The 23,713-nt window shown below is 33.1% G+C and carries 24 protein-coding genes and 1 tRNA gene; 14 read left to right on the top strand and 11 right to left on the bottom strand.

Annotation, left to right across the window (positions count from 1 at the left end; translation table 11 throughout):
- Positions 1-17: 17 nt before the first annotated feature.
- The 7 genes from DK441_RS07125 to DK441_RS07155 form a co-directional block, all read right to left on the bottom strand.
- Positions 18-1,136, bottom strand: coding sequence for an inorganic phosphate transporter (locus tag DK441_RS07125; protein ID WP_109098106.1), 1,119 nt, complete (start codon positions 1,134-1,136; stop codon positions 18-20).
- A gap of 149 nt (positions 1,137-1,285) precedes the next feature.
- Entirely contained in the window at positions 1,286-2,254 is a 969-nt protein-coding gene (arsM, locus tag DK441_RS07130) for an arsenosugar biosynthesis arsenite methyltransferase ArsM (RefSeq protein WP_109098107.1), read from the bottom strand.
- Between the two features lie 98 nt (positions 2,255-2,352).
- Positions 2,353-3,165 (bottom strand): purine-nucleoside phosphorylase, encoded by an 813-nt coding sequence (locus tag DK441_RS07135; protein WP_109098108.1) that lies wholly within the window; start codon positions 3,163-3,165, stop codon positions 2,353-2,355.
- An 8-nt stretch (positions 3,166-3,173) separates the two neighbouring features.
- The gene (locus tag DK441_RS07140) at positions 3,174-3,779 is read right to left on the bottom strand and encodes a TIGR04282 family arsenosugar biosynthesis glycosyltransferase (protein ID WP_109098109.1); all 606 of its coding nucleotides are present in this window, start codon (positions 3,777-3,779) and stop codon (positions 3,174-3,176) included.
- Positions 3,776-4,273 (bottom strand): rhodanese-like domain-containing protein, encoded by a 498-nt coding sequence (locus DK441_RS07145; protein ID WP_109098110.1) that lies wholly within the window; start codon positions 4,271-4,273, stop codon positions 3,776-3,778. The genes DK441_RS07140 and DK441_RS07145 overlap by 4 nt, the downstream gene beginning before the upstream one ends.
- A gap of 18 nt (positions 4,274-4,291) precedes the next feature.
- Positions 4,292-5,359, bottom strand: a complete 1,068-nt coding sequence (gene arsS, locus DK441_RS07150) for an arsenosugar biosynthesis radical SAM (seleno)protein ArsS (RefSeq protein WP_109098111.1) — start codon at positions 5,357-5,359, stop codon at positions 4,292-4,294.
- Positions 5,360-5,491: 132 nt separating this feature from the next.
- The gene (locus DK441_RS07155) at positions 5,492-5,827 is read right to left on the bottom strand and encodes an arsenosugar biosynthesis-associated peroxidase-like protein (RefSeq protein ID WP_024771685.1); all 336 of its coding nucleotides are present in this window, start codon (positions 5,825-5,827) and stop codon (positions 5,492-5,494) included.
- Between the two features lie 281 nt (positions 5,828-6,108).
- Between DK441_RS07155 and DK441_RS07160 the strand changes: the two genes are divergently transcribed.
- Positions 6,109-7,119, top strand: coding sequence for a LacI family DNA-binding transcriptional regulator (locus DK441_RS07160; protein ID WP_109098112.1), 1,011 nt, complete (start codon positions 6,109-6,111; stop codon positions 7,117-7,119).
- A gap of 123 nt (positions 7,120-7,242) precedes the next feature.
- On the opposite strand, the gene DK441_RS07165 is transcribed toward DK441_RS07160, so the two are convergent.
- Positions 7,243-8,124 carry a phosphatase PAP2 family protein gene (locus DK441_RS07165; protein WP_109098113.1) on the bottom strand — a complete coding sequence of 294 codons (882 nt, stop codon included), beginning with the start codon at positions 8,122-8,124 and terminating at the stop codon, positions 7,243-7,245.
- Between the two features lie 101 nt (positions 8,125-8,225).
- Entirely contained in the window at positions 8,226-9,107 is an 882-nt protein-coding gene (locus tag DK441_RS07170; RefSeq protein WP_109098114.1) for an AraC family transcriptional regulator, read from the bottom strand.
- Positions 9,108-9,206: 99 nt separating this feature from the next.
- Between DK441_RS07170 and DK441_RS07175 the strand changes: the two genes are divergently transcribed.
- From DK441_RS07175 to DK441_RS07215, 9 genes are all read left to right on the top strand, one after another.
- A complete protein-coding gene (locus tag DK441_RS07175; protein ID WP_109098115.1) occupies positions 9,207-9,620 on the top strand; it encodes a DUF983 domain-containing protein in 414 nt (137 codons plus the stop codon).
- Between the two features lie 10 nt (positions 9,621-9,630).
- On the top strand, positions 9,631-10,455 hold the full coding sequence (locus DK441_RS07180; protein ID WP_035094620.1) for an AraC family transcriptional regulator: 825 nt from the start codon (positions 9,631-9,633) through the stop codon (positions 10,453-10,455).
- Positions 10,456-10,556: 101 nt separating this feature from the next.
- On the top strand, positions 10,557-11,285 hold the full coding sequence (locus DK441_RS07185) for an isochorismatase family protein (protein WP_109098116.1): 729 nt from the start codon (positions 10,557-10,559) through the stop codon (positions 11,283-11,285).
- A gap of 183 nt (positions 11,286-11,468) precedes the next feature.
- On the top strand, positions 11,469-12,572 hold the full coding sequence (locus DK441_RS07190) for an AraC family transcriptional regulator (protein ID WP_109098117.1): 1,104 nt from the start codon (positions 11,469-11,471) through the stop codon (positions 12,570-12,572).
- Positions 12,573-12,653: 81 nt separating this feature from the next.
- A complete protein-coding gene (locus DK441_RS07195; protein ID WP_109098118.1) occupies positions 12,654-15,062 on the top strand; it encodes a TonB-dependent receptor in 2,409 nt (802 codons plus the stop codon).
- 5 nt (positions 15,063-15,067) lie between these two features.
- Positions 15,068-15,940: a DUF4249 family protein gene (locus DK441_RS07200; protein ID WP_109098119.1), complete on the top strand. Its 873-nt coding sequence runs from the start codon at positions 15,068-15,070 to the stop codon at positions 15,938-15,940.
- Between the two features lie 101 nt (positions 15,941-16,041).
- Positions 16,042-16,650, top strand: coding sequence for an alpha/beta hydrolase (locus DK441_RS07205; protein WP_109098120.1), 609 nt, complete (start codon positions 16,042-16,044; stop codon positions 16,648-16,650).
- Positions 16,651-16,656: 6 nt separating this feature from the next.
- Positions 16,657-17,532 carry a hypothetical protein gene (locus DK441_RS07210; protein WP_109098121.1) on the top strand — a complete coding sequence of 292 codons (876 nt, stop codon included), beginning with the start codon at positions 16,657-16,659 and terminating at the stop codon, positions 17,530-17,532.
- 212 nt (positions 17,533-17,744) lie between these two features.
- Positions 17,745-18,437 carry an intradiol ring-cleavage dioxygenase gene (locus tag DK441_RS07215; protein ID WP_109098122.1) on the top strand — a complete coding sequence of 231 codons (693 nt, stop codon included), beginning with the start codon at positions 17,745-17,747 and terminating at the stop codon, positions 18,435-18,437.
- 160 nt (positions 18,438-18,597) lie between these two features.
- Here the strand turns inward: DK441_RS07215 and DK441_RS07220 are convergent, their stop codons facing one another.
- Positions 18,598-19,170 carry a hypothetical protein gene (locus DK441_RS07220; RefSeq protein ID WP_109098123.1) on the bottom strand — a complete coding sequence of 191 codons (573 nt, stop codon included), beginning with the start codon at positions 19,168-19,170 and terminating at the stop codon, positions 18,598-18,600.
- Between the two features lie 337 nt (positions 19,171-19,507).
- On the opposite strand from DK441_RS07220, the gene DK441_RS07225 reads away from it, so the two are divergent.
- Entirely contained in the window at positions 19,508-21,208 is a 1,701-nt protein-coding gene (locus DK441_RS07225) for a helix-turn-helix transcriptional regulator (protein WP_109098124.1), read from the top strand.
- A gap of 129 nt (positions 21,209-21,337) precedes the next feature.
- Positions 21,338-21,511, top strand: coding sequence for a hypothetical protein (locus tag DK441_RS26460; protein ID WP_160111979.1), 174 nt, complete (start codon positions 21,338-21,340; stop codon positions 21,509-21,511).
- A 58-nt stretch (positions 21,512-21,569) separates the two neighbouring features.
- Here DK441_RS26460 and DK441_RS07230 read toward each other — a convergent pair.
- Positions 21,570-21,642: transfer RNA gene (locus DK441_RS07230), tRNA-Phe, on the bottom strand.
- Between the two features lie 98 nt (positions 21,643-21,740).
- On the opposite strand from DK441_RS07230, the gene DK441_RS07235 reads away from it, so the two are divergent.
- Both DK441_RS07235 and DK441_RS07240 read left to right on the top strand, forming a co-directional pair.
- A complete protein-coding gene (locus DK441_RS07235) occupies positions 21,741-22,472 on the top strand; it encodes a type III pantothenate kinase (RefSeq protein ID WP_109098125.1) in 732 nt (243 codons plus the stop codon).
- Positions 22,469-23,713, top strand: coding sequence for a hypothetical protein (locus DK441_RS07240; protein ID WP_109098126.1), 1,245 nt, complete (start codon positions 22,469-22,471; stop codon positions 23,711-23,713). The genes DK441_RS07235 and DK441_RS07240 overlap by 4 nt, the downstream gene beginning before the upstream one ends.

The raw sequence follows: 23,713 nt of genomic DNA on the forward strand, positions 1-23,713 counted from the left end.
AAATTTTTGAAACTTAACTATAGTATAATTTGAAGCAATTTAAATAATAATCCACTCGCAATAGCTGCTATCGGAAGTGTAAGTACCCAGGATAATAATATTTTAGAAATCATCTTAGGATTTGCTTTTTTGGTTACGGTACCAATCCCAAATATAGAACCAACAGATACATGTGTTGTAGAAACGGGTAAACCATGAATACTTGCTGTGGTTACTAATAGACCTGTAATCATGTTAGCTGTAAACCCTTGCCCAGAATTCATAGGTGTGATTTTCTTACTCATAATAACACCAACTTTCTTGGCGTTTATGAGTCCTCCTAATGCCATAGTTACGGCAACAGCAATCATTCCCCATTTAATATCCAAAGCATTAATGATTAACAGTAAGCCCACAATTTTAGGAGTATCATTAAGTCCTCGTGCAAAACTAACAATCCCGGCACTTAGGTAATGTAAACTGTCTAATATTTTCTGTGAATTAACACCTAATAATTTTCCATTATAGGTCTCTACTTTGGTGTGGCGGATAGAAGTTGTAATCTTGGTTTCTGCAGCAACTGTATTCATATGATGTGCAGAAACTGGTATGGCCTCTGCTTCTTGTTTTTTATCAATATAGATACCACTGTTTTTTGTGATATTAAGTTTTTTCCTGATATATCTAAACATGATATACAATAATAAACTTAATACGGCTGCCATTAATGGACTTACAATAAGAGGAACTAAAAACGTTTTTCCGAGTTTTGTAAAATTAAACTCGGTACCAATGGCCATTACTCCAGCACCAAAAAGGGCACCTACTAGGCTATGAGTTGTTGATATTGGCATTCCTATTTTTGTAGCCATAAATACGGTAAAAGCAGCTCCAAGAGCAATAGAGATTGCAAAAATTGGCATTTGGATTAATTCGTTAGGCACCAGTCCTTTTCCAGAAAAGTTTTTTACCAGTTCTTCTGCTAAAAAGATAGCAGCGACAGAACCTGAGAATGTTGTTATTGTAGCCCAATTTATTGCTTTTTTGTAATTCGTAGTTCCACTTCCGAATAGTGTGGCAACACCTTTAAAATTATCATTAGCACCATTACTATACGCCAAAAAACAAGCAGCAATAAAAAGAAGAATCAATATCATCGGGATGTATGTAGTTAAGAATTAATTGTCCATAATCCGACGTATTGTTTTGAGTTACCTTACAGTATCGATAAAAGAAAACAAAAAAAGAAGCCGAAGGCAAATACTTGTCTTCGACTTCTCAGGTTATAGTTAATTAGCCCTCGCTTTTAACAGCACCCACCTCCATCATAATGGTAGGTAGATTCGCTAATAAATATATCATCTCTGTTTAAATCAGCTATGGCACTAGCAGTTTTATCGCATATTGCTATGGGTTGATTTTTTAGTAATACGTGTCCTTTTTTATCATCAAAATAATCTTCGTCTCCGTAGTATATTGCTGCTTTTCCTGTAAATACACAAGGGCCATCTTTTGGCATTGGATCTTTGATTGCTGCTACTTCTATAGATTCAATATAGATCAATTCATCGGTATCATAATGTTTGGGATCCAAAATTCTGTAAGGTTTACGTGCCCTAATTTCTATAGTACCAAAACCTACATCGGTTAGTGCTTTTACATATTCTGCAATAGGTAAACTCCCGCTTAAGCATAAAGCTCTTAATCGCTCATCGTTACGTAGTGTATCATTCATCGGTTGTTCGCAAGTTGGATCACTCATAACCAATCTTCCATGTGGTTTTAATACACGATACATTTCTTCGATTGCTTTTCGAAGATCATCTGCCTTAAAAATATTAAACAAGCAGTTTTGTGCAGCAACATCGATACTATTATCTTCTACAGGAAGATTAAGGGCATCTCCATACCTTAGATCAACGAATTCACTTTTAAACCAGTCATTTTGAGCTTCGGCTTCTTCAAAATTCTTACGAGAAGCTTCCAACATTTCATTAACAACATCAATTCCTATAACACCACTTTTCTGACGAGAAAAATATGAGAATTGTAATAATTCCATTCCACCTCCAACACCTACATATAAGGTTTTTGGAGAATTAGTCAAATCACGTGCATTTACCGTACTACCACAGCCATAATTCATTTCCTGCATAATTTTAGGGATTTTAAGCCCGGGTAGTTCCCAGATAGGGTTAGTAGTACAGCATAAACCTATATCTGGAGTTAATGCTGCTTCTTTATACACATCGTGAGTGGTATTTAAGTAGCTCATATATTAATTTTTGTCGTTTCCAATTAAGAAGGAAATATAAGTTATTTTGGGTTATAATCAGTTTTGTCGAAAAGCGAGGAAAAAACTTTCACTACTGTTTACAATGATTTTATTAATTCTTTAAATAATAGAATCATTTCTGGCTCTGCTTTTCCTGCCATTGCAATAATTTCATCAATATTGATCGGTTTTAAATTATCGGGATCACATTCGTCGGTAAGAACAGAAACAGCAGCTACAGAAAGATCCAGATGATTAGCAACAATCACTTCGGGAACCGTACTCATTCCTACTGCATCGGCACCGATAATTTTAAGATAACGATACTCTGCACGAGTCTCGAGTTGAGGACCCACTACAGAGGTATATACTCCTTTGTGAAGATTGATGTTATTTTCTTTGGCAATAGATTCGAGTTTTGCATTTATATCTGCATTATAAGGAGCACTCATATCTGTAAAACGACTTCCTAATTGTTCTACACCTTTAAAAGCCAAAGGCGAACCTCCTTGTAAGTTAATATGATCATCGATAAGCATTAATTCTCCTTTTTTGAAATTGAGATTAACAGCTCCAGAAGCATTAGAAACTAATAATGTTTTGATCCCCAGTTTGTGCATGATGCGTACCGGATAGGTCACATCCTGAAGCGAATACCCTTCATAAAGATGAAAACGCCCTTGCATAACGATTACATTTTTGCCTCCTAGTTTTCCATAAATTAGTTTTCCTTTATGAAACTCTACAGTAGCTGTCGGGAAATTAGGAATATGATTATAACTTACTTCTTTAATGACTTCTATTTCATTAATTAATTGTCCTAATCCTGTTCCTAGTATAATTCCTATTTCAGGATTTTCAAAGCCTTTTTTCTGAAGGAATTCTGTGGTTTCTTCGATGTATTTGATCATATTGTTTGTTAGCTTAGAAATTTTTGAAAAACTGCAATGTCTTTAATATCTTCATAATAATCAATATCATTGCGTTCTTCTAATAATTTTAGGTTTTCGTTTTGAATATTTTTTAATGTATCCTTAAGAACAGTTTCTGTTCCCCAGGTTTTGTTTTTAAAAACTTGTGAATTTAAGGATTTCATTCCAAATAAATAGTATCCTCCATCTTCTGCGGGACCAATTACATATTCATGAGATGCCAAAGCCAGAAATGCATTTTCAATATCTTTTTGGGTTACATCATACAGATCACTTCCGATAATGATAATATTTTGATATCCATTAGCAAAACCTGCTTCAAAAGCATACTCCATTCGCTGTCCCAAATCATCTCCAATCTGCTGTTTTTTAGTATAAATCTCAGGACTCCAAGAGTCATTATCTCTTATTTTCACAGAATAATGAACTTCTTTATGAACATCTAGATTTTTAGTAATTTCAACTGTATGTTGTAGCAGAAATTTATAGATATCCAATGCTGCCTGATTTCCAATAGTGGCTGCTAGCCGGGTTTTACATTTACCCAATTCTGGATTTCGGGTAAAGATTAGAAGTAGATTTTTTTCTTTCAATTTGAATAGATTTTTTTTCCTTTAAATAGCCATTTACTCCATTCTGCAGAATAGGTATGGACTTCATCTGTTAATTCTTCTTTAGCGTTTAGAATAGGCAGGCCTCTATTTTTCCATTCAAAAATACCCCCATACAAATTATAAACATTAGTATATCCAGCTTTTTTAAGCTGCTCTGAGATATCTTCTGATCGAATGCCAATACTGCAATAGACAACTATATGTGAGTTTTTTGGAATCGGTTGTTTTGTAATAGAATCTATTTTGAAGTTATCATACCCAACATGAATTGCCTCTTTTAAATGACTGATCTGATATTCTTTTCGCTCTCTTGCGTCCAGAACTAGTACTGTATCCTGAATAGTTTTTAATGTTGAAACCGAAATATAAGGAATACTTTCGTTATTGTATAGACGTAGTAATTCATCTAACGAATTCTGAGCACTAGCTATAACAGAAAAAAAGAATGATATTGAAAGTATAAAAATCCTCATTTTGGGTTTCAAGAAATATTAGGCCACTGTTCCCTGGCAACTACTTCCTGCTCCGGCTGTACACCCATAACAATGTTGCGAAATGATAATATTTCTGTCCTGAAGTAATTCTTCGTTATACTCACTTATATGTTTTACTTTACTGGCTACTTTAAGATCTAACATCTGATTAAAATCACAATCATATAACCATCCATCCCAACTTACAGAGATTGTATTAGTACACATTACATTTGCTACAGCAGCCGGATTATATGCTTCTACCAAAGCATACATATAATCTTCGTAATTTTCTGAAGCAATTAGGTAATCCAAAAACCTACTGATAGGTAAATTGGTAATTGCAAAAAGATTATGGAATTGGATATTGAAATCTTCTAACAATGCCTTTTTAAAATCTTTCTCCATTGAAGCCTGATCTCCCGGTAAAAATGCTCCCGAAGGATTGTATACCAAATCTAGCCTTAAGCCACTATCTGGCATACCATACCCTCTGTCATTAAGCTCCTGAAGTGCTTTTATAGATTTGTCAAAAACACCACTACCACGTTGTTTATCTGTTTTTCCTCTGGTCCAGTGGGGCATAGAAGAGACTACATGTACATTATGTTTTTTGAAAAAATCAGGAAGATCATAATATTTTTTATTTGCTCTAATAATCGTAAGATTACTACGTACAATAAAATCTTTGATTCCTGCTTTACTTGCTTCTTCTACAAACCATCTAAAGTTAGGATTCATTTCGGGAGCTCCTCCTGTTAAATCCAAAGTATGGGCTCCGGTTTTTTTTATAACATCCAGGCATTGCTGCATGGTTTCCCTAGTCATAATTTCTTTACGATCAGGACCTGCATCTACATGACAATGTTCACAAACCTGATTGCACATATACCCTACATTAATTTGCAAAATTTCTAACTTATTAGGGCGCAAAGTAGAGTGACCAATTTCTGCAATTTTATCAGAAAACCGAGGGAGTTCACCACTAGCAAAAATACCGTTGTTTAGGATTTCTAGTTGTCTGTTTGCATTTGCTAACTGATCATTTCGTTTATGTAAAGATTGTTTTGATTTAACTTCTGACATCTTCTGTTCTTGGGTTATATTTCTTTTGGGGCTAATCTAATTTGGGTGATCTTTTTTGGTTTCACTTACCTTTCAATACAAGCTAGTATTTAGACTTATAAAGCTTTACTTCTTCTATATATCCAAATTCACCTACATAGAAAGCTTATCATATTTATTCATCATCTGTACTCCATGAACCAAAGTAGCACCACTTTCTATAGCAGCGCCGGCATGTACTGCCTCCATCATTTCTTCTTTTGTAATCCCTCGTTGTAGCCCGTCCTTGGTATAAGCATCGATACAATATGGGCATTTTACAACATGAGAAACAGCAAGTGCAATTAATGATTTTTCTCGAGCGCTTAGCGCTCCTTCTTCAAAAACCTTACCGTAGTAATCAAAGAATTTAGTACCTAATTCTTCACTCCACTCGGTGATTTTTCCAAATTTTCTTAAGTCGGCAGGGTCATAATATGTTTTTGACATATGGGATTATTTTTTTTGAGTTACAGACATGCAATATTATGTCGTTGATGGCATATTATACTTACATTAGAAATTGTTTATTTCTTTAAAAAGTATGTGAATTCTTAAAGATATGTAAGATAAAAAACCCTAATTAATAAATGAACTATTTTTTTGGCAAAAATATAGGAATTACACTACAAACTCATCACTATATTAATATTACGTTAAGAAAAAAGCTTAATTTAGGCGTTGAAGTTCGACAGTTCTTCTTCTAATACTATGAAGCCAAAATTGAAGCTATGAGGAAAAAAGTAACCCTAAAACAACTTGCCAGAGAATTAAATCTTTCTATTTCTACAGTTTCAAAATCGTTAAAAAACGATTCAGAGATTAGTCAAAAAACAATTACCAGAGTGCATGAACTTGCAGATTTTTATAATTATAAACCAAATGCACTGGCAGTAAGTTTAAAAAGCAATAAAACCAAGACGATAGGAGTAATATTACCCGAAATCCTCAATCATTTTTTTGCAAAAGTTCTTTACGGAATTGAACAGGAAGCTTCAGAAAATGGATATAAAATTGTGACCTGCATTACAAATGAATCGTATAAAAAAGAAGTAGAGTATGTAGAGATGCTAAACTATAGTAGTGTCGATGGGTTTATTGTATCACTAAGTCAGGAAACTCAGGTTCTCAATAAATTCGAACATTTTAAAGAGTTAAAAAGAGATAATGTACCGATAGTAATGTTTGATAGAGTAACAGAAGAGATCGAATGTGATAAAGTGATTGTTGATGATAAACAAGCTTCAAAAACAGCTGCAAAATATCTTATTGATACGGGTTGTAAGAAGATAGCCATAATTACAACAATCGGTGGTCTAAGTGTAGCCAATTTGCGTTTAGAAGGGGCAAGAGAAGCTGTAGGTGTTAATGATCAGCTATCCTTAATAGAATTGGTAGTAAAGGATTCTAATAATAATGAACACGAAATAGAGAAATTTCTTAAGAACAATGATATTGATGCAGTTCTAGGATTAGACGAAACGGCTGCTGCTATCACTATAAATATGTCGCATAAATTAGGGTATAAAATCCCAGAAGATATTTCGGTTATAGGGTTTACCGACGGATTATTATCTAAGTATTCGTACCCAAAACTTACAACCGTTTCTCAACATGCCGAGGACTTAGGAGTAAAAGCTGCTCAGATTTTAGTAAACCAACTTGATGATTTTGTTGAAAACCACAAAACGAATACCGAAATCGTTAAAACATCTTTAATTTTAAGAGATTCTACCCATTAAATTATCAGCAGAGGTAAATATCTAAATTGGGATAAAACCCTACTTGAAACCGAAAATAGATATCTTGATTTGTGATTACAGGGTGCTGCTACTTATTATGAAAAAGAACTTGTGTGAAATAGGTTAAAACCTACCAACAACACCTATTTGTCTAACGCCTACTCGTAAATTCCATCGGATTTTGTGTTTTTTAGAGCCAAAAGCATAACGTTTATCCTTCTTTAGATAATTATCAACACTGTCAACAATAAATACACTCATTACTATCCCAAGTGTTACATCGGTCAACCAATGTGCTCCATCCCATAATCGCGAAACCGGAGTGATCAAGCCCAGAGCATAAATTCCTCCCTTTACAAACAAGTTATCAAATTGTTTAGCAAATGCATGTGCTGTAGTAAACGCCAAAATTGCATGCCCAGAAGGAAAAGAATGATATCCAGCTTCATTAGACCAAAAACGAAAACTTAAGTTTCCCTCGCCTTCTAAGGGTCGTGCACGACCTACAGCAGTTTTTCCTAACGTTTGAAGAAGCCCTCCCGCAGTTGCAGATGCAATAAGAAGAACGCCGGTTCGTCTAATTTTTTCATTTTTTGTAATAAGTCCTAAAGTATAAACGCTAGTCGTTAAACCATAGTTTAACAAGGGTTTTCCAAATCTAAAACCAGCTTCTTTTATAAGGTCGGGAACCCCATCGCCTTGTTTTCTGAAAACATCATTGGCAGGCTCATCTACTGCCAAAAGAATGGCATTCCCAGCAATAACTCCACCAAAAGTTAACCAATCTTTTCCCTTCCATCTTAATGGACCTGTATAAACATGTTTTACACCACCATATACAGACACACCATCATGCTTTATCATTTGCCAGGTGGTCATTTCGGGCTTAGTGTCTAGTGTATCACCAACATTTTGAGAATCTTGCATGTCAAGAGAGTCCTGAGCGTAAATAGAGAATGTAAAGGCTAATAAAATGCAGATTAGCAGTGGATTAGTGTATTTCATAGTAGGGATTTGCTATGCAAAAATAGTAACTTATTCATAAATAAATCATACCACAGGAAATATTTGAGCAAAAAATCGAAATGTGATGCAAGAATAAAAACTTAAGTTTTTTTTAGATACATTTTTTGAAATTGAGAAGGAGATATACCGCTTTTTTGTTTAAATAATTTTGAAAAATGAGAATAGTCATCATATCCTAAATCCCAGGCGATCTCTGTTAGATTATTTTCTGAGTATAGAATTTGTCTTTTAGCTTCCAGAATAACTCTTTCTAAAATAAGATCTGTTGTCGTTTTGCCGATGGTCTCTTTGCATATTCGATTTAGGTGTTTTACACTTATATTCATGAATTCTGCATAGGCAATAGCAGATTTTTGCCTCTTATATTTTTCTTCTATCAATTGTTCAAACTTATGTAGTTTCATCGTAAGATTTTTAGAATTTACCAGGTCTTCAAAATTGTCCTTTAGAACAAGACGTGATAATTCTATATAAATGAGATCAATAAGGTTAACTAACTTCTGTTTTTTTAATAGTGCATTAGATCGAGATTCATTTAAAATAGAAATAAAAAGAGGCTCAATCAATGTCTGTGTCTTTTTATCCAGATAGATACAGGGAGAGTTTTGATTTGAGAAAAAAAACGGAAAAATAGAAAGATTTTTATTCTGCCCTCTGGTTTCGTAAAATTCCTTAGAATGAAAAATAATATACCCTTTTCCTTTTGTATTAAATTTCCAAAAATGTGTCTGACCAGGCCTCAAAAGAAAAATACTACCGGGTTTAATTGGGTACGATTCAAAATCAATTTCGTGAACTCCACTTCCTTCAATAAATAAAACAGAAAGATAAAAATTATGCTTGTGCGGATGAGATAGGATATCTCGATTATTTAATAGATGAGTTGCAAAGTCATTTGCATAAAAATTTTCAACACTTCCGGTATCGTGAAATTGCGTAATATCTAAAATAGGAAGATTCATAGGATGTAATAAATGTCTTAATTATACAAATAAAAGTGTAAATAGTGAAATATAAAAACACCAAAATGTCCATATTTTGCAGTAAAAATAATAGTTTTTATGAAAACCGTGATAAATATCCTAAAGGGAAAATGTTCAAAGTGTGAAGAAGGAGATGTTTTTATTAAAAAAGGAGGAGTGTTTGCATTACAATTGCCTAAAATGAATGAGAAATGTCCGCATTGTAATCATAAATTTTTGATTGAACCGGGTTACTTTTATGGAGCAATGTATGTGAGTTATGGCCTAACCGTTGCCGAAGGGATTATAATTTATTTGTTAAGTAGTTTTTTTATAACAAGACCAGTTCATTTCTTTATTATTTTATCTGTGAGTGCGGTATTGTTGAGCACTACAAATTATAAGTATGCCAGGATATTTTGGATATATTTGTTTACCAGAAAAGCACAAAATAAACCAGAATTAACTAATTCGTTTATTCGAGAAGGTACAAAAGAAACAGAATTACCGTAACTTACTTTGTATGATATTTTTAGGAAACATAAAGGAGTATCTTCAATTAGAGACCATTAATAATCAAAATAGTAAAATAATAAATGAAACTATAGAGAGTAGTCTAACTATTTTATGGTTTGAATCTGATTACAATGAACTCATAATTGATGGGAAAAAGCAGGCATTTTCTAAGAATGAAATTGTTTTCTTAACAGAGTTTCACAATGTGGTAATCGAAAAAATTGACTGCATTAGATTTTTAAGATTTAATAGACCTTTCTATTGTATTCTTGATCATGATACCGAGGTAGGTTGTAAAGGTATTTTATTCTTTGGGGCATCACAATTACCAATCATTCAAATTCCAGAAGAAGAATTAGTCAAATTCGAGACGTTATGGAAAATGTTTACCATAGAGATGCAATCTAATGATAGTTTGCAAATAGAAATGTTGCAAATGATGCTTAAAAGGTATTTGATTCTTTGTGCCAGAATATATAAGTCAAAAGAGAATTATCCCAATGAAAAAGCTGATTCTGATATTGTAAGAGAGTTTAATTTTTTGGTAGAACAACACTTCAAGACAAAGCATCATGTATCTGAGTATGCCGAGTTATTATATAAGTCTCCAAAGACATTGTCTAATATTTTTTCAAAGATGGGCTCTAAAACACCTTTGCAATATATACAAGATCGTAAAATGTTGGAAGCAAGAAGACTTTTACACTATACAAGTATGCAAATAAAAGAAATCGCTTACGAAATTGGGTATGAGGATATCCAGGCATTTAGTAGATTTTTTAAAAATCAGGAAGGGATTTCTCCTTCAGAATTCAAAGAAAAAGTAAGCTAGGAAAAATTGCCAACACTTCGGGAATAGTTACCTAACAAAGACTTGCTTCTCTACACCATCTTTGCATTGTCAAATTAAGTATTAATCTAAAGAATAAGACAATGAAAAATTTAGTAATAATAGTAACATTAATCATATCAGGTTTAACAAGTGTATATGCACAGTTGCCTGATCCGGGATTTACTGTAGATCAAAATACAGCCATTGTAATTACAGATCCTCAAAACGATTTTTTAAGTCCTAACGGTGTAACCTGGGGAGTAGTAGGAGAAAGTGTTACAGCAAATAATACTGTTGATAATATCGAAGCATTATTTAGAGTAGCACAACAAAAGAACATTACCGTTTTTGTTTCTCCACATTATTATTATCCTCATGATCATACCTGGGAAATAGAAGGAGCACTAGAAGCATTAATGCATAAAATTAATATGTTTGATAGAAAAGATGCATTATCTACAGAAGGTTTTGAAGGCTCTGGAGCAGATTGGTTGGATAAGTATAAAAAATATATTAAAAAGGATAATGTAATTGTAACAAGTCCTCACAAAGTATATGGGCCAGAATCCAATGATTTAGCTTTACAATTACGCAAACATGGATATAGTAAAGTAATATTGGCAGGTATGTCTGCGAACCTGTGTACAGAATCACATATGAGAGATCTTGTAGAATCAGGTTTTGATGTAGCTGTAGTAAAAGACGCTACGGCAGGAGCTATTTTACCAGGTTTAAATGCCTATGAGGCAGCAGTGGTAAACTTTCAGATGATCGCTAGTCATGTTTTTACTACCAAAGATATTGTTAAAGAAATCAATAGTTCTAAATAGTAAACTAACAGGATTACAAAAAAATATGAAATGTGATTATTTCATAATTGAGGATTCATTTTTAAACAATAAACCCTTGCGAGTAATTACTCGCAAGGGTTTATTGTTTAAAAATGAATTTTAATAATAGAAAACAAAAGGAGATTCTTTAAAATCTTATTAAATAATTCTTACTTTGGATCTATGGTTATAGAGCTATCTTTTTTCTCAATTTTAGAGCTTCTTACCTTTTCTGGAGCCCTTATGTTGGGGCTTCTCTTTTTTACAATGAAGTCTGCTAATAAAAAAGCCAATATTTTTTTGGGGCTATTTCTTTGGATTTTTTCGTTTGGTATTTTTATGGATTTATTGGATTACGAAATGGAAGAGGGTGCTCTACTTGATCGTATTTTTTTTCTTGTTTCTTTATGTATTGCTCCGCTTTTATACATGTATACCTATCAAACGATAAATAAGCCTTACATAAAAATGTTGAAGTATTTGTTTGTCCCTTTATTTATAACCTATTTGGTTATTCTATTTGTTATAAACTCTGAAGAAATGATTTGGGGTATCGATTTAATCGAATATATAATAGAAATTATATTATACGTATTGATTTTGAAAAAATTACAAGGACTTAAATCAGAGTTAAATAATTTCTATTCAGAATTAGAAAATAAGAGATTATCCTGGATAAAAACCATCGTTTATATTAGTCTTGCATTTATTGTATTTGATTTTGTAGAAGGTTTTATAGGTTTTGAAGAGGAAGCGGTAGATCCGTACCTAGGTTCGATTTCGATAGTGCTTTCCTTTATAATGGTGTATTGGATAGCCTACAATGGGTTTTCTCAATCAGAGATATTTAAAGCATCTCTTTTTATCCATGATTCGCAAGATCTACCTTCAGAATCATTCAAAGCGCATACGATTACTATAAATGAAACTAGTGCTGAAGATCGAAAACGATTTGAAGAAGTTAAGGGTACAATCGAAAAAGAAAAGTTGTATGCAAATTCTGAATTAAATTTGCGAACACTCTCCGAATCTCTTCAAATAAAAGAAAAAGAACTCTCCAGGCTTATAAATATTCATGCCAAAACTAATTTTTATCATTTTATAAATGGTTTTCGGGTCACCGAATTCAAAAGATTAGTACAAACCCCAATGGCTCAACAGTTATCGATTTTAGGGATAGCTCAGGAAGCAGGGTTTTCTTCTAAATCAACATTTTATAACACCTTCAAGACCATAGAAGGTATGACTCCCAAACAGTACGAGCTATCGCTAAAAAAGTCCGAATAGAAGCAGCTGGACTTGTTGAGTGAAACTATGCCTGGATAGGGGCGTTATTTTGTATGTACCTAATTTTTATACATACAATTTATGAAACACCTATTTTTAATTTTTACTTTTTTTTCTGCCTTTTATACGTTACAGGCCCAGTCTCATAGTATCAGTGGGTCTATTAATGATAGCACGACGGGAGAAACATTGTTGGGAGCTACAATCTATGATAAGCAATCGGGAAAAGGAGCTGTAACTAATGAATATGGATTCTTTTCTTTAACCCTTAAAGAAGGAGAACATACATTGATTATTTCTTATCTAGGTTATGAGGATATCATTCAAAATATTGATCTAACGGGAAATAAAAAAATAAACATCGAATTAAAGCCAATCAGCAATAATTTGGATGAAGTTATTATAACCACCAATACAAATAACAAAAGTCAGACAGGAAACATTATTGCAGGTTCTATAAACCTGAAACCTCAGGATATAAAAAAACTACCAGCTTTGCTAGGAGAACCAGATGTAACCAGAGCTATGCTTACACAAGCAGGAGTATCTTCTGTAGGAGAAGGTACATCTGGTTTTAATGTGAGAGGAGGTAATATTGATCAAAATTTGATTCTTCTGGACGAAGCCCCCATTTATAATTCTTCGCATGTTTGGGGATTCTTTTCCATTTTTAATTCGGATGCGATAAAAGATATGAAATTATACAAAGGAGGAATCCCAGCAAGGTATGGTGGTAGAGCTTCTTCGGTATTAGATATTAGACAGCGAGAGGGGAGTAATAAACAATTTAAAGGAGAAGGAGGACTGGGTCTTTTATTTTCTAGATTAACCCTCGAAGGCCCTATTAAAAAAGATAAACTAAGTTATTTAGTCTCTGGTAGGCGTTCCTATTTTGATTTAGCATTTCCGCTCATAAAAAGCTTAAAAGGAAATAAAGTGTATTTCTATGATTTAAATGCTAAACTCTCCTGGGATATCAACGAAAAAAATAAACTATTCGCTTCTGGATATTTTGGAGCCGATGTGATGAAACTAAAATTTGATGATACCGATGAGGATCAACAAAACACACAGCAAAATACTAATGAGAGTATAAATTTCTCATGGAAAAACAGTACAGCTACAGTACGATGGAATCATATTTTTTCTGAAAGATTATTTATGAACTTGTCTGGAGTCTTCAGTCGCTATAATTACTCATTGTCATCAGAAAATAGTAGTGGAGGGCCCGCCGGATCGGCTAGTAATTTTACCTGGAAATCAGCCGTAGAAAATTGGATACTTAAACCCGATTTTACATTCTTTCAGAATACAGATACCAAAATTCGTTTTGGAGTTAATAGTACATTATATCGTTTTACTCCTGCAAAGATTACAGGAAACGATACTTCTATAAATACAGTGAACTTTGGTACAGAAAAAGGCCTGGAAATAGCACCTTATGTGTCTTACGAAAAGAAATTAAATAAGTTTTCTGCAAATATTGGCCTCCGATATTCCTGGTTCGGAAACTTAGGACCGAATAAAGTATCCTTTTATGATGCGCAGGTACCACAAACTGTGAGTAGTATTACGGGATCACGTAGTTATAAAAGCAATGAAGTGATTAAAAATTACCATGGTTTTGAGCCCCGATTAGCCCTTAAGTATGATCTTAACCAAAGGAAGGCTATAAAATTGGGTTACAATAGGATGTTTCAATATATACACCTGATCTCTAATAGCTATTCTACCCTACCCTTTGATATTTGGAAACCTGCAGGATATCATATAAAACCTTTGGAAGTGAATCAAATTTCTGCCGGATATGCTTATGATACTCCTAACAGGAAATATAACTTTTCTGTAGAAGGATATTACAAGACTTTTAAAAACCTGGTAGAATATAAAAATGGGGCAGATTTGTTTTTGAATGAAAACTTAGAAACTCAGCTATTAACTGCAAAAGGATATTCATACGGCTTAGAATTAAGTGGATATAAAACAAAAGGAAAGCTCACAGGAAATGCTAATTATACGTATTCGGTAACCAAAAGAAAAACTACAAGTTCATTTAATTCTGAGAATATTAATAACGGAAATTATTATCCTTCGAATTACGATCGCCCTCATATTTTTAATATTACTTCTAATTATGAATTGTTCAAAAAATGGAGTGTCGGAGCCTTTTTTACGTATCAAACAGGGAGACCAACAACTTATGCAACAGGCAAGTTTGAAGTGGGTGGCAACCAGTTTTTTACCTACTCAGACAGGAATGCATTTCGCTTAAAACCTACTCACCGATTAGATATCTCTTTTACATATACACCTAAAAAGAAACCAAACAGAAGGTGGAGTGGTAATTGGGTGTTCGGAGTCTATAATGTATACAGTCATAAAAACCCGTTCTCGGTGTATTCTTCTGTGAGAAATAATCAACTAAAAACATTTCAATATTCTGTAATCGGAGCACCAGTACCCTTTATAACCTATAATTTTAAATTTTAAGTAAGATGAAAAGTATATATATAAAAATAATAGTAAGTAGTTTGCTTATCTTTTGTATTACCAGTTGTACCAAAGAAATAAGCCTCGATGTTACTCATGAGCCTCAAACTATCATTTTTGGTTCTATTTCTAATGAAAATGTTCCGGTTTCCATACGTATTCAGCAATCGGTTCCTTTACAAGATTCATCATCTTCAAAACCTGTAAATGATGCTTCGGTATCGTTGTATGCAAAAGATACTTCGGGAAATACAAATCTAGTTACAAATGATTTTGTGATTGATCAAGGCGTTTATACTTCAGCTCAATCTATTTCAACTACAATAGGTTATTCGTATTGGATAGAAGTACGATTAAATGATGGAACTCTATTTAAATCAAAAGAAGAGCTGTTAAAACCTGTTGTTCTTATTAACAATACAAGCATTAAAAATGGAGATATTTTAGAGATAGAGTTTAGTGACCCAGGTGATGATACCAACTTTTATAAGTTTACTGTAGAGTTATTTAATGAAGGACAATTAGTCTCATCTAATACATCACAATCTAATGATGTAGTATTTAATGGCAAAGAAAGTGCATCTGTAGAAGTTGATTTGTTTAGGTTACAGGATGATGATGAGGATATTACAGTTCTTTATGATGAAATAAAAGTTACTTTTTGTAATATCAATTTCGACTCTTACCAATTCTACTTAAATCAAAGTTTACAATTAGAAGCAAATGATAGTGAAAGCTCTGGAGATCCGAGTCAATTGTTTGCAACACCACCCGTAAATCTCTTGGGAAATATTACGAACTCAGGCTCAAATAAAGTTGTCCTGGGCAATTTTACTGTCAATGCCGTAAGTACTGTAAATCAAATTGGCAGTAATTAAAAAAAGTCCAGATAGAAGCATTCGGACTTGTTCTGTGGAATAATTTTTAGGGTTTAGCGTCATTTAGATGTTGTAGATATAAACAATAAAATTTTAGAATTATGAAAATGAAAAAAAATCAACTTATCATCCTGTTTTTAATCTCTGTAAGCTTTTTGGCATGTACTAATGATGATGATAACAATGTAGCTCAAGGTGATTTTGGAATTTTTAAATCAATAAATGAAACGACTGCAGAAATGAATGGTACGATTACAAGCGCTACCCCTGCTCATTTTAATAACCTACTGGCAAAATATCCCAAGTTGAAAAAGATAAATATGTTGGATTGCCCTGGTTCTGAAGATGATGATGCTAATTTGATAGTTTCCAAAAAAATGCATGATAGCGGAATAGAATTTCATTTGTCTGCACGTTCTGTCATCGCCTCTGGAGCAGTAGATATGTATGTAGGAGGGGTAAAAAGAACACGCGAACAAGGAAGTCGCATCGGAGTACATTCCTGGGGAGCAGCTCCCGGACAACCAATCGCTACTTCATATCCTGTAGGTCACGCTGTGCATTTACCATATATCAATTATTACAAGTCGGTTGGATTTACACAGAAAGAAGCAGAAGATTTTTATTATTTCACGATTAATGCTGCTTCTGCAGAAAGGGTTCACTGGATGACTGAAGAAGAAATAACCCAATATAAAATAACAAAATAATAAAGTATGAAAAACCATTTTAGAATAGTAAATGTGATAGTAGTAACCTGCACCATTTTAAGTTGTGTAGCTTGCTCAAATGACGATGATATTGCAACAATACCAACAACGGGAACGATTAATGCAGGTAATGATCCAAATTTTAAAATTGTAGAAAATACAGATACGGGTTTTAGTGCATTTAACAGAAAAGTTATGGTTTTTGATATTCCAATTTATGCTGTAGCTGCGGTAGAAGATGTTAAGCTGTTACATGCAGCTAATTTAATGGCTCAATATTTAGATAATGACGAAGATGGTTCGATTGATAATACAACGATTCACAATTCGATGAAATCTAACAAAGCTTTTTTATTTATGTGGAAAACAGAAGCAGATAGAGATAATTTTAATCCTCCTGCAGGGTTTAAAGTTGGCCAAGACCTAGGAGCAGACGAAACCGTGCCAGCATGGCATACAAACGGGCATACGGGATCATTTGATGCTGCTTTAGAAGAAGTGTGGCATATTATCACTAATGGCGGGCATGAAAGAGCTTATCCCAGAGTCTTTAGTTCTCAATCGGGATCAGAAATCAGTAAAGCAATGGATGTTGCCCGTGGAGGGAACTTTCAATCTCCGCCAGCTAGCTATCCTGCCAGTGCCTGGTATACTTATGATGATACTACCTGTGACTACAATTGCCAGGTTGGCGAATATTTATATTGGGTGATGAGTTCTATGCTTGGGGCACAAGAAAATAGATTAAGTGAAATTGACAATGAATGGAGGTTAAACACTAGAGCCAAAGTAGAAGCAACCGATACAAAAGCCTGGGCAATATTTACAAATCCAGCATATAAAATGCCAGCAAAATTGCCAGATGGTACCTATAAAAGATAATAAAAATAGGGTATAATAAACTTTAGTTGTTGTTTATATATAACATTTTGTAACATCTAAATGTATTTCAGTCTTTTGAAAGGGTAGGTAATAGCAAGTAGTGTAATTCATAGTAAATGTTGTAATAGAAAATACAGATTAATAAAGTGTTGTGGGGCGTTTCTATATTATAGTAATGTAATTACGCCCCTGCAACCACAAATGATGATATTATGGATAGAAAGAAATTTTTGAAAAATGGAATGGCAGGAATAGGTTCTATTATTGCAATTCCAACGTTAATAGCATCTTGTAATAAAGATGATGATGCAGGAGGCGCAGTAGATGCTGGATCATGTGTTGTCTCCCCGGTAGAAACAGCAGGGCCGTTTCCAATAAAAACACCAGCAGATTTGGTAAAAGAAAATATAATTGGTAATCGTACAGGAATTCCTTTAAAAATAACAATACAGGTGCAAAATGTAAATGATAATTGTAAACCATTAGCAGGAGCGTTTGTAGATATCTGGCAATGTGATGCAAAGGGAAATTATTCTGAATATTCTGGTCAGTTAGATGGAGATTTTACAAGTCAAAATTTTTTAAGAGGAAGACAAACTACAGATACCAGTGGTAACGCTTCGTTTATAAGTATATATCCTGGATGGTACCCAGGTAGAGCTCCTCATCTTCACTTAGAAATTTTAAAATCATCGGGGCAATCATTACTTATTACTCAAGTTGCTTTTCCCGAAGATATTTCTAAAGCAGTCTATGCTACTACGAATTATAAAGGAGATTTTGATACTTCGAATGCTCAGGATGGTATTTTTTCTGGTGATATTAATCGCAGTATAGCGAATTCTGTAACAGGAAATACAACCGATGGATATGTTCTAACAAAGATCATAAAAGTGTCGGGATAAATCTAGAATGTTAGACTTTTGACTCATGTTATAAAAACAAAAAACCCAAACATCTGTTTGGGTTTTTCGTGGTGTAATTCCTTCAGATAAATATCAACATGTATTTTACTCACAAACTCAAAATGATTTTTGAAGGCACCTTTTCTTATCGATTATATTTTTAATACACCCAGCCAGTTACTCCTTCATATTTATATCCGGCGTTAATACCTTCAGAATAATTTTTGGTATACAGGTGATCAGAATGTTGAGTATTGTAAAAGCGATAGAGTTTTTTTCTTCCGTTACCTGGTTTTTTATGTATTAAAACAAGTCGGGAAACATCTTTCCAACCTTTACTGATTAAAGTTAAAATTTCGGTAGGGCTAGTTGTTAAAACGAAATCTATTTTTCTCGGATGTAACAAAAAGTATAATTCGTTATATGTGTTAAAATCAATTTCTCGACGAGATCTGGCTACGTCGGTCCTAAAGGAAACCCCTTCTCTACGACCTATTCCAATACCTTGACCTCCTTGTGTTTTATAGGTATGAAGAGATGCAGATCCCCCACTATAATATCGATACACATTTTGAGAACTCAAGGCCCTTAATTTGGTGTTGCTACTGTTTTCGGTTGCATTAGAAACTTGCTCTAGAGATAACTCTTCATTTTCTGATTCACAAGAAGTCAGTAGTAAACATATTACAAAAGTCAAATTTAAAATTGAAACTAAGAATTTGGTTTTTTTCATGGTTTTAAGAGTTTTAAAAATTAGTATTTGATGAAATTAGTTTTAAGATTGGTATGTATTTCATCCCCTACAGAATTCAAAAATATGACGATGAGTACATGAAATACAAAGTAATATTCTTGATATTTATAAATTTAAACTGATACTTTGTGTATGTTGCAAGAGTTTGATTTTTGCCATTGTATACCAAACTATGTGTTGAATAAATTATTCACATTGTTTTTTTTGGTAGTTTTATTTCGTATTATTTTTTATATCATTCACTTATATATTGAATTAAAAGATATGGTTTTCGAATTCTGTTGAGCAGTTTTTAAGAACTATAAAAATCACTTTAATGATCAGGAAGCATTCATTTTTAGGGTATCTGCTAATTTTATTTGTTTTTGCGCAGCCATTACGCGGACAAGTTAAAAGACCTAATGGTGCTCAGGATTTACTAGATTTTGATGAATTAAAAGAGATAATTGCAGAGCAACAAGAAGACTCTCTAAAATTAAAAATAGCACAGGGCTCTCTCGATAAAGCCAGATATCGATTAGATACACTACGTATGGCTAATGCGTATTATTTTTTATCCAAATTTAACCGTTCTAATCAATTACGCTATGCCGATAGTCTTATTGTAATTACCAAAGGTAAAAGTTATGAAAGATACCCGGCTTTGGGTTATTTGCGCAAGGGTAATGTGCGTTATGAAGAAGGAAATTACAAAGAAGCTTTAGAGCTTTATCTAATAGCATCAAAATCTGCAAAAGAAAACGGCAACGAACTGCTATACCTTAAGTTGAAATTTAATATAGGATTATTAAAAAATACCGCAGGAGAAAGAGAAGAAGCACAAGCTATTTTTTTGGAGTATTTAAGCTTTTTAGACCAAAACCCTAAATTTAAAACTTCAAAAACCTACAATAGAGTACTATTTGCTCTTACTGATTCATACATTTATAGCAATCAATTTAAACTGGCCGAAGATTATATTGATAAAGGAATTCGGGAAGCATTAAAAACAAATGATATATCTATATATTCTAATTTTGTTGTGTATTCGGGGATGTATGAATATTTCTCTAAAAACTACAATAAGGCAATTGACAGTCTTGAAAAAGGAAAAAATTTAATACAAAAGTCTGATGAGGTAAAGACAAGAATTGCTATCTGTGATTATTATATTGCCCGTTCATACCAGGATCAAGGTAAGGTAGAGCAGAGTATGCAATATTTTAAAAATGTAGATCGTATTCTCAAAGAAACTGAAGATGTTATTCCCGAATTAATAGATACATATGATTATTTGATTGCTGATTCTAAAGCAAAAAAAAATCTTGAAAAGCAAATTGAATACATCAATACACTATTAAGATTGGATAGTATTAGACATGCTAATCAAATCTATTTAACCAAAAACATTAACGAAAGGTATGATACGGTAGAATTGATTTCTGAAAAAGAAAAATTAATAGATCAATTACAACATGATAAATTCCTAAAAGAAGAAACCATAACTATTCTGATAGTGTTTCTTGTCATTTTGATCATGGTTGCTACATATGGTTTTCGCAAAAGCTATGTAAACAAAAGGCGTTTTTTAAGATTACTTGAAGATCAAAAAACCAAAGAGCATAATCTGCTAGATTTTGTTGATATCAGTACTGATATTTCAAAAAAACAAGATATAGATATTCCGGAAGATGTTATAGAAGCTGTGTTAAAAAAGCTTCATAATTTTGAGAACTCGACTAAGTTTTCTAAAAAACATTATACACTTAATTCATTAGCCAAAGAGTTAAATACAAATAGTGCGTACTTATCAAAGATTATAAATGTGTATAAAAATGTAAACTTTGCAAATTATCTCAATAATTTAAGAATTGATTTTGCGGTAGATGAACTTGCCTCTAATAAATCATTACGCTCCTATACGATCAAGGCTATTGCAGAAGAGGTAGGGTTTAAAAATGCACAATCGTTTTCTTCTGCGTTCTATAAAAAAACAGGTATTTATCCATCTTACTTCATTAAACATTTAGAGATATAAAGTAAAAACGTATAGTGTCTACTTCAATGTTTTTATGCCTTAAATTTATAAATATCAACTAATATGTCATATTAGGAGTTAGTTAAAAGCTATATTTTTAATATTAAGAACACACAAACTGAAATTGTTATGAAAACAAATAAGAAAATAAAATCATTTAAGTTAGAAAAGATAAAAATCACCAAATTGGTGAATGCAAATACAATCAAGGGAGGTGATAGTATACCGCCTGCTACAGAAAGATTTTGCAATACGAAGAAATGTTTCACCAAACTAACCAAAACGGTTCCGGTAGAGGAATAGGGCGATTTTTTAATGATATGTAATAAAAAAACCCGAACATTTGTTCGGGTTTTTAAGGTGGTGCCTCCAGGAATCGAACCAGGGACACAAGGATTTTCAGTCCTTTGCTCTACCAACTGAGCTAAGGCACCTTGCTGTAAGCGGATGCAAATATAGAACGCTTTTTTTAATACTCAAAAGAAAAAATTAAAAAAATCGTTTTGTATTTTTACGACATACAAATAAAAGTATGAATCTCATTATTGATGTAGGGAATACATATACCAAAATAGGAGTTTTTGAAGAATCAAAAATTGTCTGTAAAAAAAGGATTGAACAATATCATTTTAAAGAGGCAATTCAAAATATCAAAGAAGAATACCCTTTGATCACTGATGCCATAATTTCTTCGGTATCTACTATAGAAGAGAATCATGTAACATATATTAAGCGTTTGTATAATACGCTTATGTTAGATCATCAGGTAGAAATGCCATTCAAAAACCTGTATAAGACCCCAACTACACTAGGAATAGATCGATTAGCTTTGGTAGCAGCGGCGGTAGATCAGTTTCCTAATAAGGATGTATTGGTCATCGATGCAGGAACTTGTATAACATATGATTTTAAAAACAAAAAAGAAGAGTATCTTGGTGGCGCAATTGGACCGGGAGTGCGACTTAGATATGAGAGTCTTCATAATTATACAGCAAAACTACCGTTGTTACAGGTAACTGATCCAAAAAATTATATAGGAAACAGTACAGAAGAGGCAATACATTCTGGAGTAGTTTTTGGAATTTTGCATGAAATTGATGGAGTAATTGAAGAATATTGCAACATTTATACTGATTTAACAGTTATTTTAACTGGTGGAGATGCACATTTTTTGTCTAAAAGATTAAAAAATAGCATATTTGCCACTTCTAATTTTTTGTTGGAGGGATTAAACCGCATTTTAGCTTTTAATAATAGTAAATGATAAAGAAGATTTTAGTGATCATATTGGTACACGTTACCATAATATCTTACGCTCAGGAAGGGACTTCGTCTCCGTATTCTTTTTATGGGATAGGGATTCCGAAGTTCAAAGGAACAGTAGAAAACAGATCGATGGGGGGATTGAGTATATATACAGATAGTATTCATTTAAACCTTCAAAACCCTGCATCTTATGGAGATTTGAGACTTACAACATATACAGTAGGAGCATCATATCGTAGATATAAAATTAGTAATACCAATCAATCATCATCAGGAGAGAATGCCTCATTAGATTATTTGGCTATTGGTATTCCTGCTGGTAAATTTGGTTTTGGTTTTGGAGTTATTCCCCTTACTTCTGTAGGGTATGAACTTAATAGTGTTAAAGATGATGGAAGCGAACTTCGATTCACCGGGAACGGAGGATTGAATAAGGTCTTTTTGGCTACAGGGTTCAAAGTTAACAAGAATCTGAGCGTAGGTATAGATTTAAATTATAACTTTGGGAATATTGAAAACAAAACAATATTACGAAGACCGGGTGTTCAATTTGATACAAGGGAAATAAATAATTCGGATTTGTCATCCTTTAGTTTATCTTTCGGAGTGACGTATAAAACTATGATCACAGAGAAACTAGAACTAGTTGCTTCTGCAGTGTCAACGCCTTCTTTTGAATTAACCACAGATAGTACGAGAGAACTTGCTACTGTTATAATTGATAATAGTGGTAGAGAAGGAGTTATAGAAAGACAAGATGTTGCTGTAGAAGACAAAGAAATAGATCTTCCTGCCGAATTTAAATTTGGTACCGGGATTGGGGAACGTAAAAAATGGTTTGTAGGCGCAGAATATATATACATGGATTCTGGAAAATTTACGAATCTTGTATCTAACCAGGATAATGTTGTGTATGAGAACGCCTCAAAATTTAAAGCGGGAGGATATTATATTCCTAATTATAACTCGTTAACTAGCTATTTTAGCAGGGTTGTATACCGTGCTGGATTTCGTTATGAGGAGACAGGATTAAATATTAATAACGGTTCGATTAATGAGTTTGGCATATCTTTTGGAGTAGGCTTACCAGTTGGTAGATTATTCTCGAATACAAATATAGGTTTCGAGTATGGTCAACGGGGAACAACAAATTTTGGGCTTGTTAAAGAAGAGTTTTTTAATATCTCTTTAAGTTTGTCATTAAATGATAAATGGTTCAGGAAAATAAAATTTAATTAA

The sequence above is a fragment of the Aquimarina sp. AU58 genome (assembly GCF_900312745.1).
Classification (GTDB): domain Bacteria; phylum Bacteroidota; class Bacteroidia; order Flavobacteriales; family Flavobacteriaceae; genus Aquimarina; species Aquimarina spinulae.

What these genes read in the sequence shown, in the direction of transcription:
- DK441_RS07180 (WP_035094620.1), top strand. Translation starts at nt 9,631, where the DNA reads ATGATATTTTTAGGAAACATAAAGGAGTATCTTCAATTAGAGACCATT.
- DK441_RS07210 (WP_109098121.1), top strand. Translation starts at nt 16,657, where the DNA reads ATGAAAAACCATTTTAGAATAGTAAATGTGATAGTAGTAACCTGCACC.
- arsS (WP_109098111.1), bottom strand. Translation starts at nt 5,359, where the DNA reads ATGTCAGAAGTTAAATCAAAACAATCTTTACATAAACGAAATGATCAG.
- DK441_RS07145 (WP_109098110.1), bottom strand. Translation starts at nt 4,273, where the DNA reads ATGAGGATTTTTATACTTTCAATATCATTCTTTTTTTCTGTTATAGCT.
- DK441_RS26460 (WP_160111979.1), top strand. Translation starts at nt 21,338, where the DNA reads ATGAAAACAAATAAGAAAATAAAATCATTTAAGTTAGAAAAGATAAAA.
- DK441_RS07160 (WP_109098112.1), top strand. Translation starts at nt 6,109, where the DNA reads ATGAGGAAAAAAGTAACCCTAAAACAACTTGCCAGAGAATTAAATCTT.
- DK441_RS07205 (WP_109098120.1), top strand. Translation starts at nt 16,042, where the DNA reads ATGAAAATGAAAAAAAATCAACTTATCATCCTGTTTTTAATCTCTGTA.
- DK441_RS07125 (WP_109098106.1), bottom strand. Translation starts at nt 1,136, where the DNA reads ATGATATTGATTCTTCTTTTTATTGCTGCTTGTTTTTTGGCGTATAGT.
- DK441_RS07195 (WP_109098118.1), top strand. Translation starts at nt 12,654, where the DNA reads ATGAAACACCTATTTTTAATTTTTACTTTTTTTTCTGCCTTTTATACG.
- arsM (WP_109098107.1), bottom strand. Translation starts at nt 2,254, where the DNA reads ATGAGCTACTTAAATACCACTCACGATGTGTATAAAGAAGCAGCATTA.
- DK441_RS07220 (WP_109098123.1), bottom strand. Translation starts at nt 19,170, where the DNA reads ATGAAAAAAACCAAATTCTTAGTTTCAATTTTAAATTTGACTTTTGTA.
- DK441_RS07170 (WP_109098114.1), bottom strand. Translation starts at nt 9,107, where the DNA reads ATGAATCTTCCTATTTTAGATATTACGCAATTTCACGATACCGGAAGT.
- DK441_RS07225 (WP_109098124.1), top strand. Translation starts at nt 19,508, where the DNA reads ATGATCAGGAAGCATTCATTTTTAGGGTATCTGCTAATTTTATTTGTT.
- DK441_RS07185 (WP_109098116.1), top strand. Translation starts at nt 10,557, where the DNA reads ATGAAAAATTTAGTAATAATAGTAACATTAATCATATCAGGTTTAACA.
- DK441_RS07240 (WP_109098126.1), top strand. Translation starts at nt 22,469, where the DNA reads ATGATAAAGAAGATTTTAGTGATCATATTGGTACACGTTACCATAATA.
- DK441_RS07215 (WP_109098122.1), top strand. Translation starts at nt 17,745, where the DNA reads ATGGATAGAAAGAAATTTTTGAAAAATGGAATGGCAGGAATAGGTTCT.
- DK441_RS07200 (WP_109098119.1), top strand. Translation starts at nt 15,068, where the DNA reads ATGAAAAGTATATATATAAAAATAATAGTAAGTAGTTTGCTTATCTTT.
- DK441_RS07165 (WP_109098113.1), bottom strand. Translation starts at nt 8,124, where the DNA reads ATGAAATACACTAATCCACTGCTAATCTGCATTTTATTAGCCTTTACA.
- DK441_RS07155 (WP_024771685.1), bottom strand. Translation starts at nt 5,827, where the DNA reads ATGTCAAAAACATATTATGACCCTGCCGACTTAAGAAAATTTGGAAAA.
- DK441_RS07235 (WP_109098125.1), top strand. Translation starts at nt 21,741, where the DNA reads ATGAATCTCATTATTGATGTAGGGAATACATATACCAAAATAGGAGTT.
- DK441_RS07190 (WP_109098117.1), top strand. Translation starts at nt 11,469, where the DNA reads ATGGTTATAGAGCTATCTTTTTTCTCAATTTTAGAGCTTCTTACCTTT.
- DK441_RS07135 (WP_109098108.1), bottom strand. Translation starts at nt 3,165, where the DNA reads ATGATCAAATACATCGAAGAAACCACAGAATTCCTTCAGAAAAAAGGC.
- DK441_RS07175 (WP_109098115.1), top strand. Translation starts at nt 9,207, where the DNA reads ATGAAAACCGTGATAAATATCCTAAAGGGAAAATGTTCAAAGTGTGAA.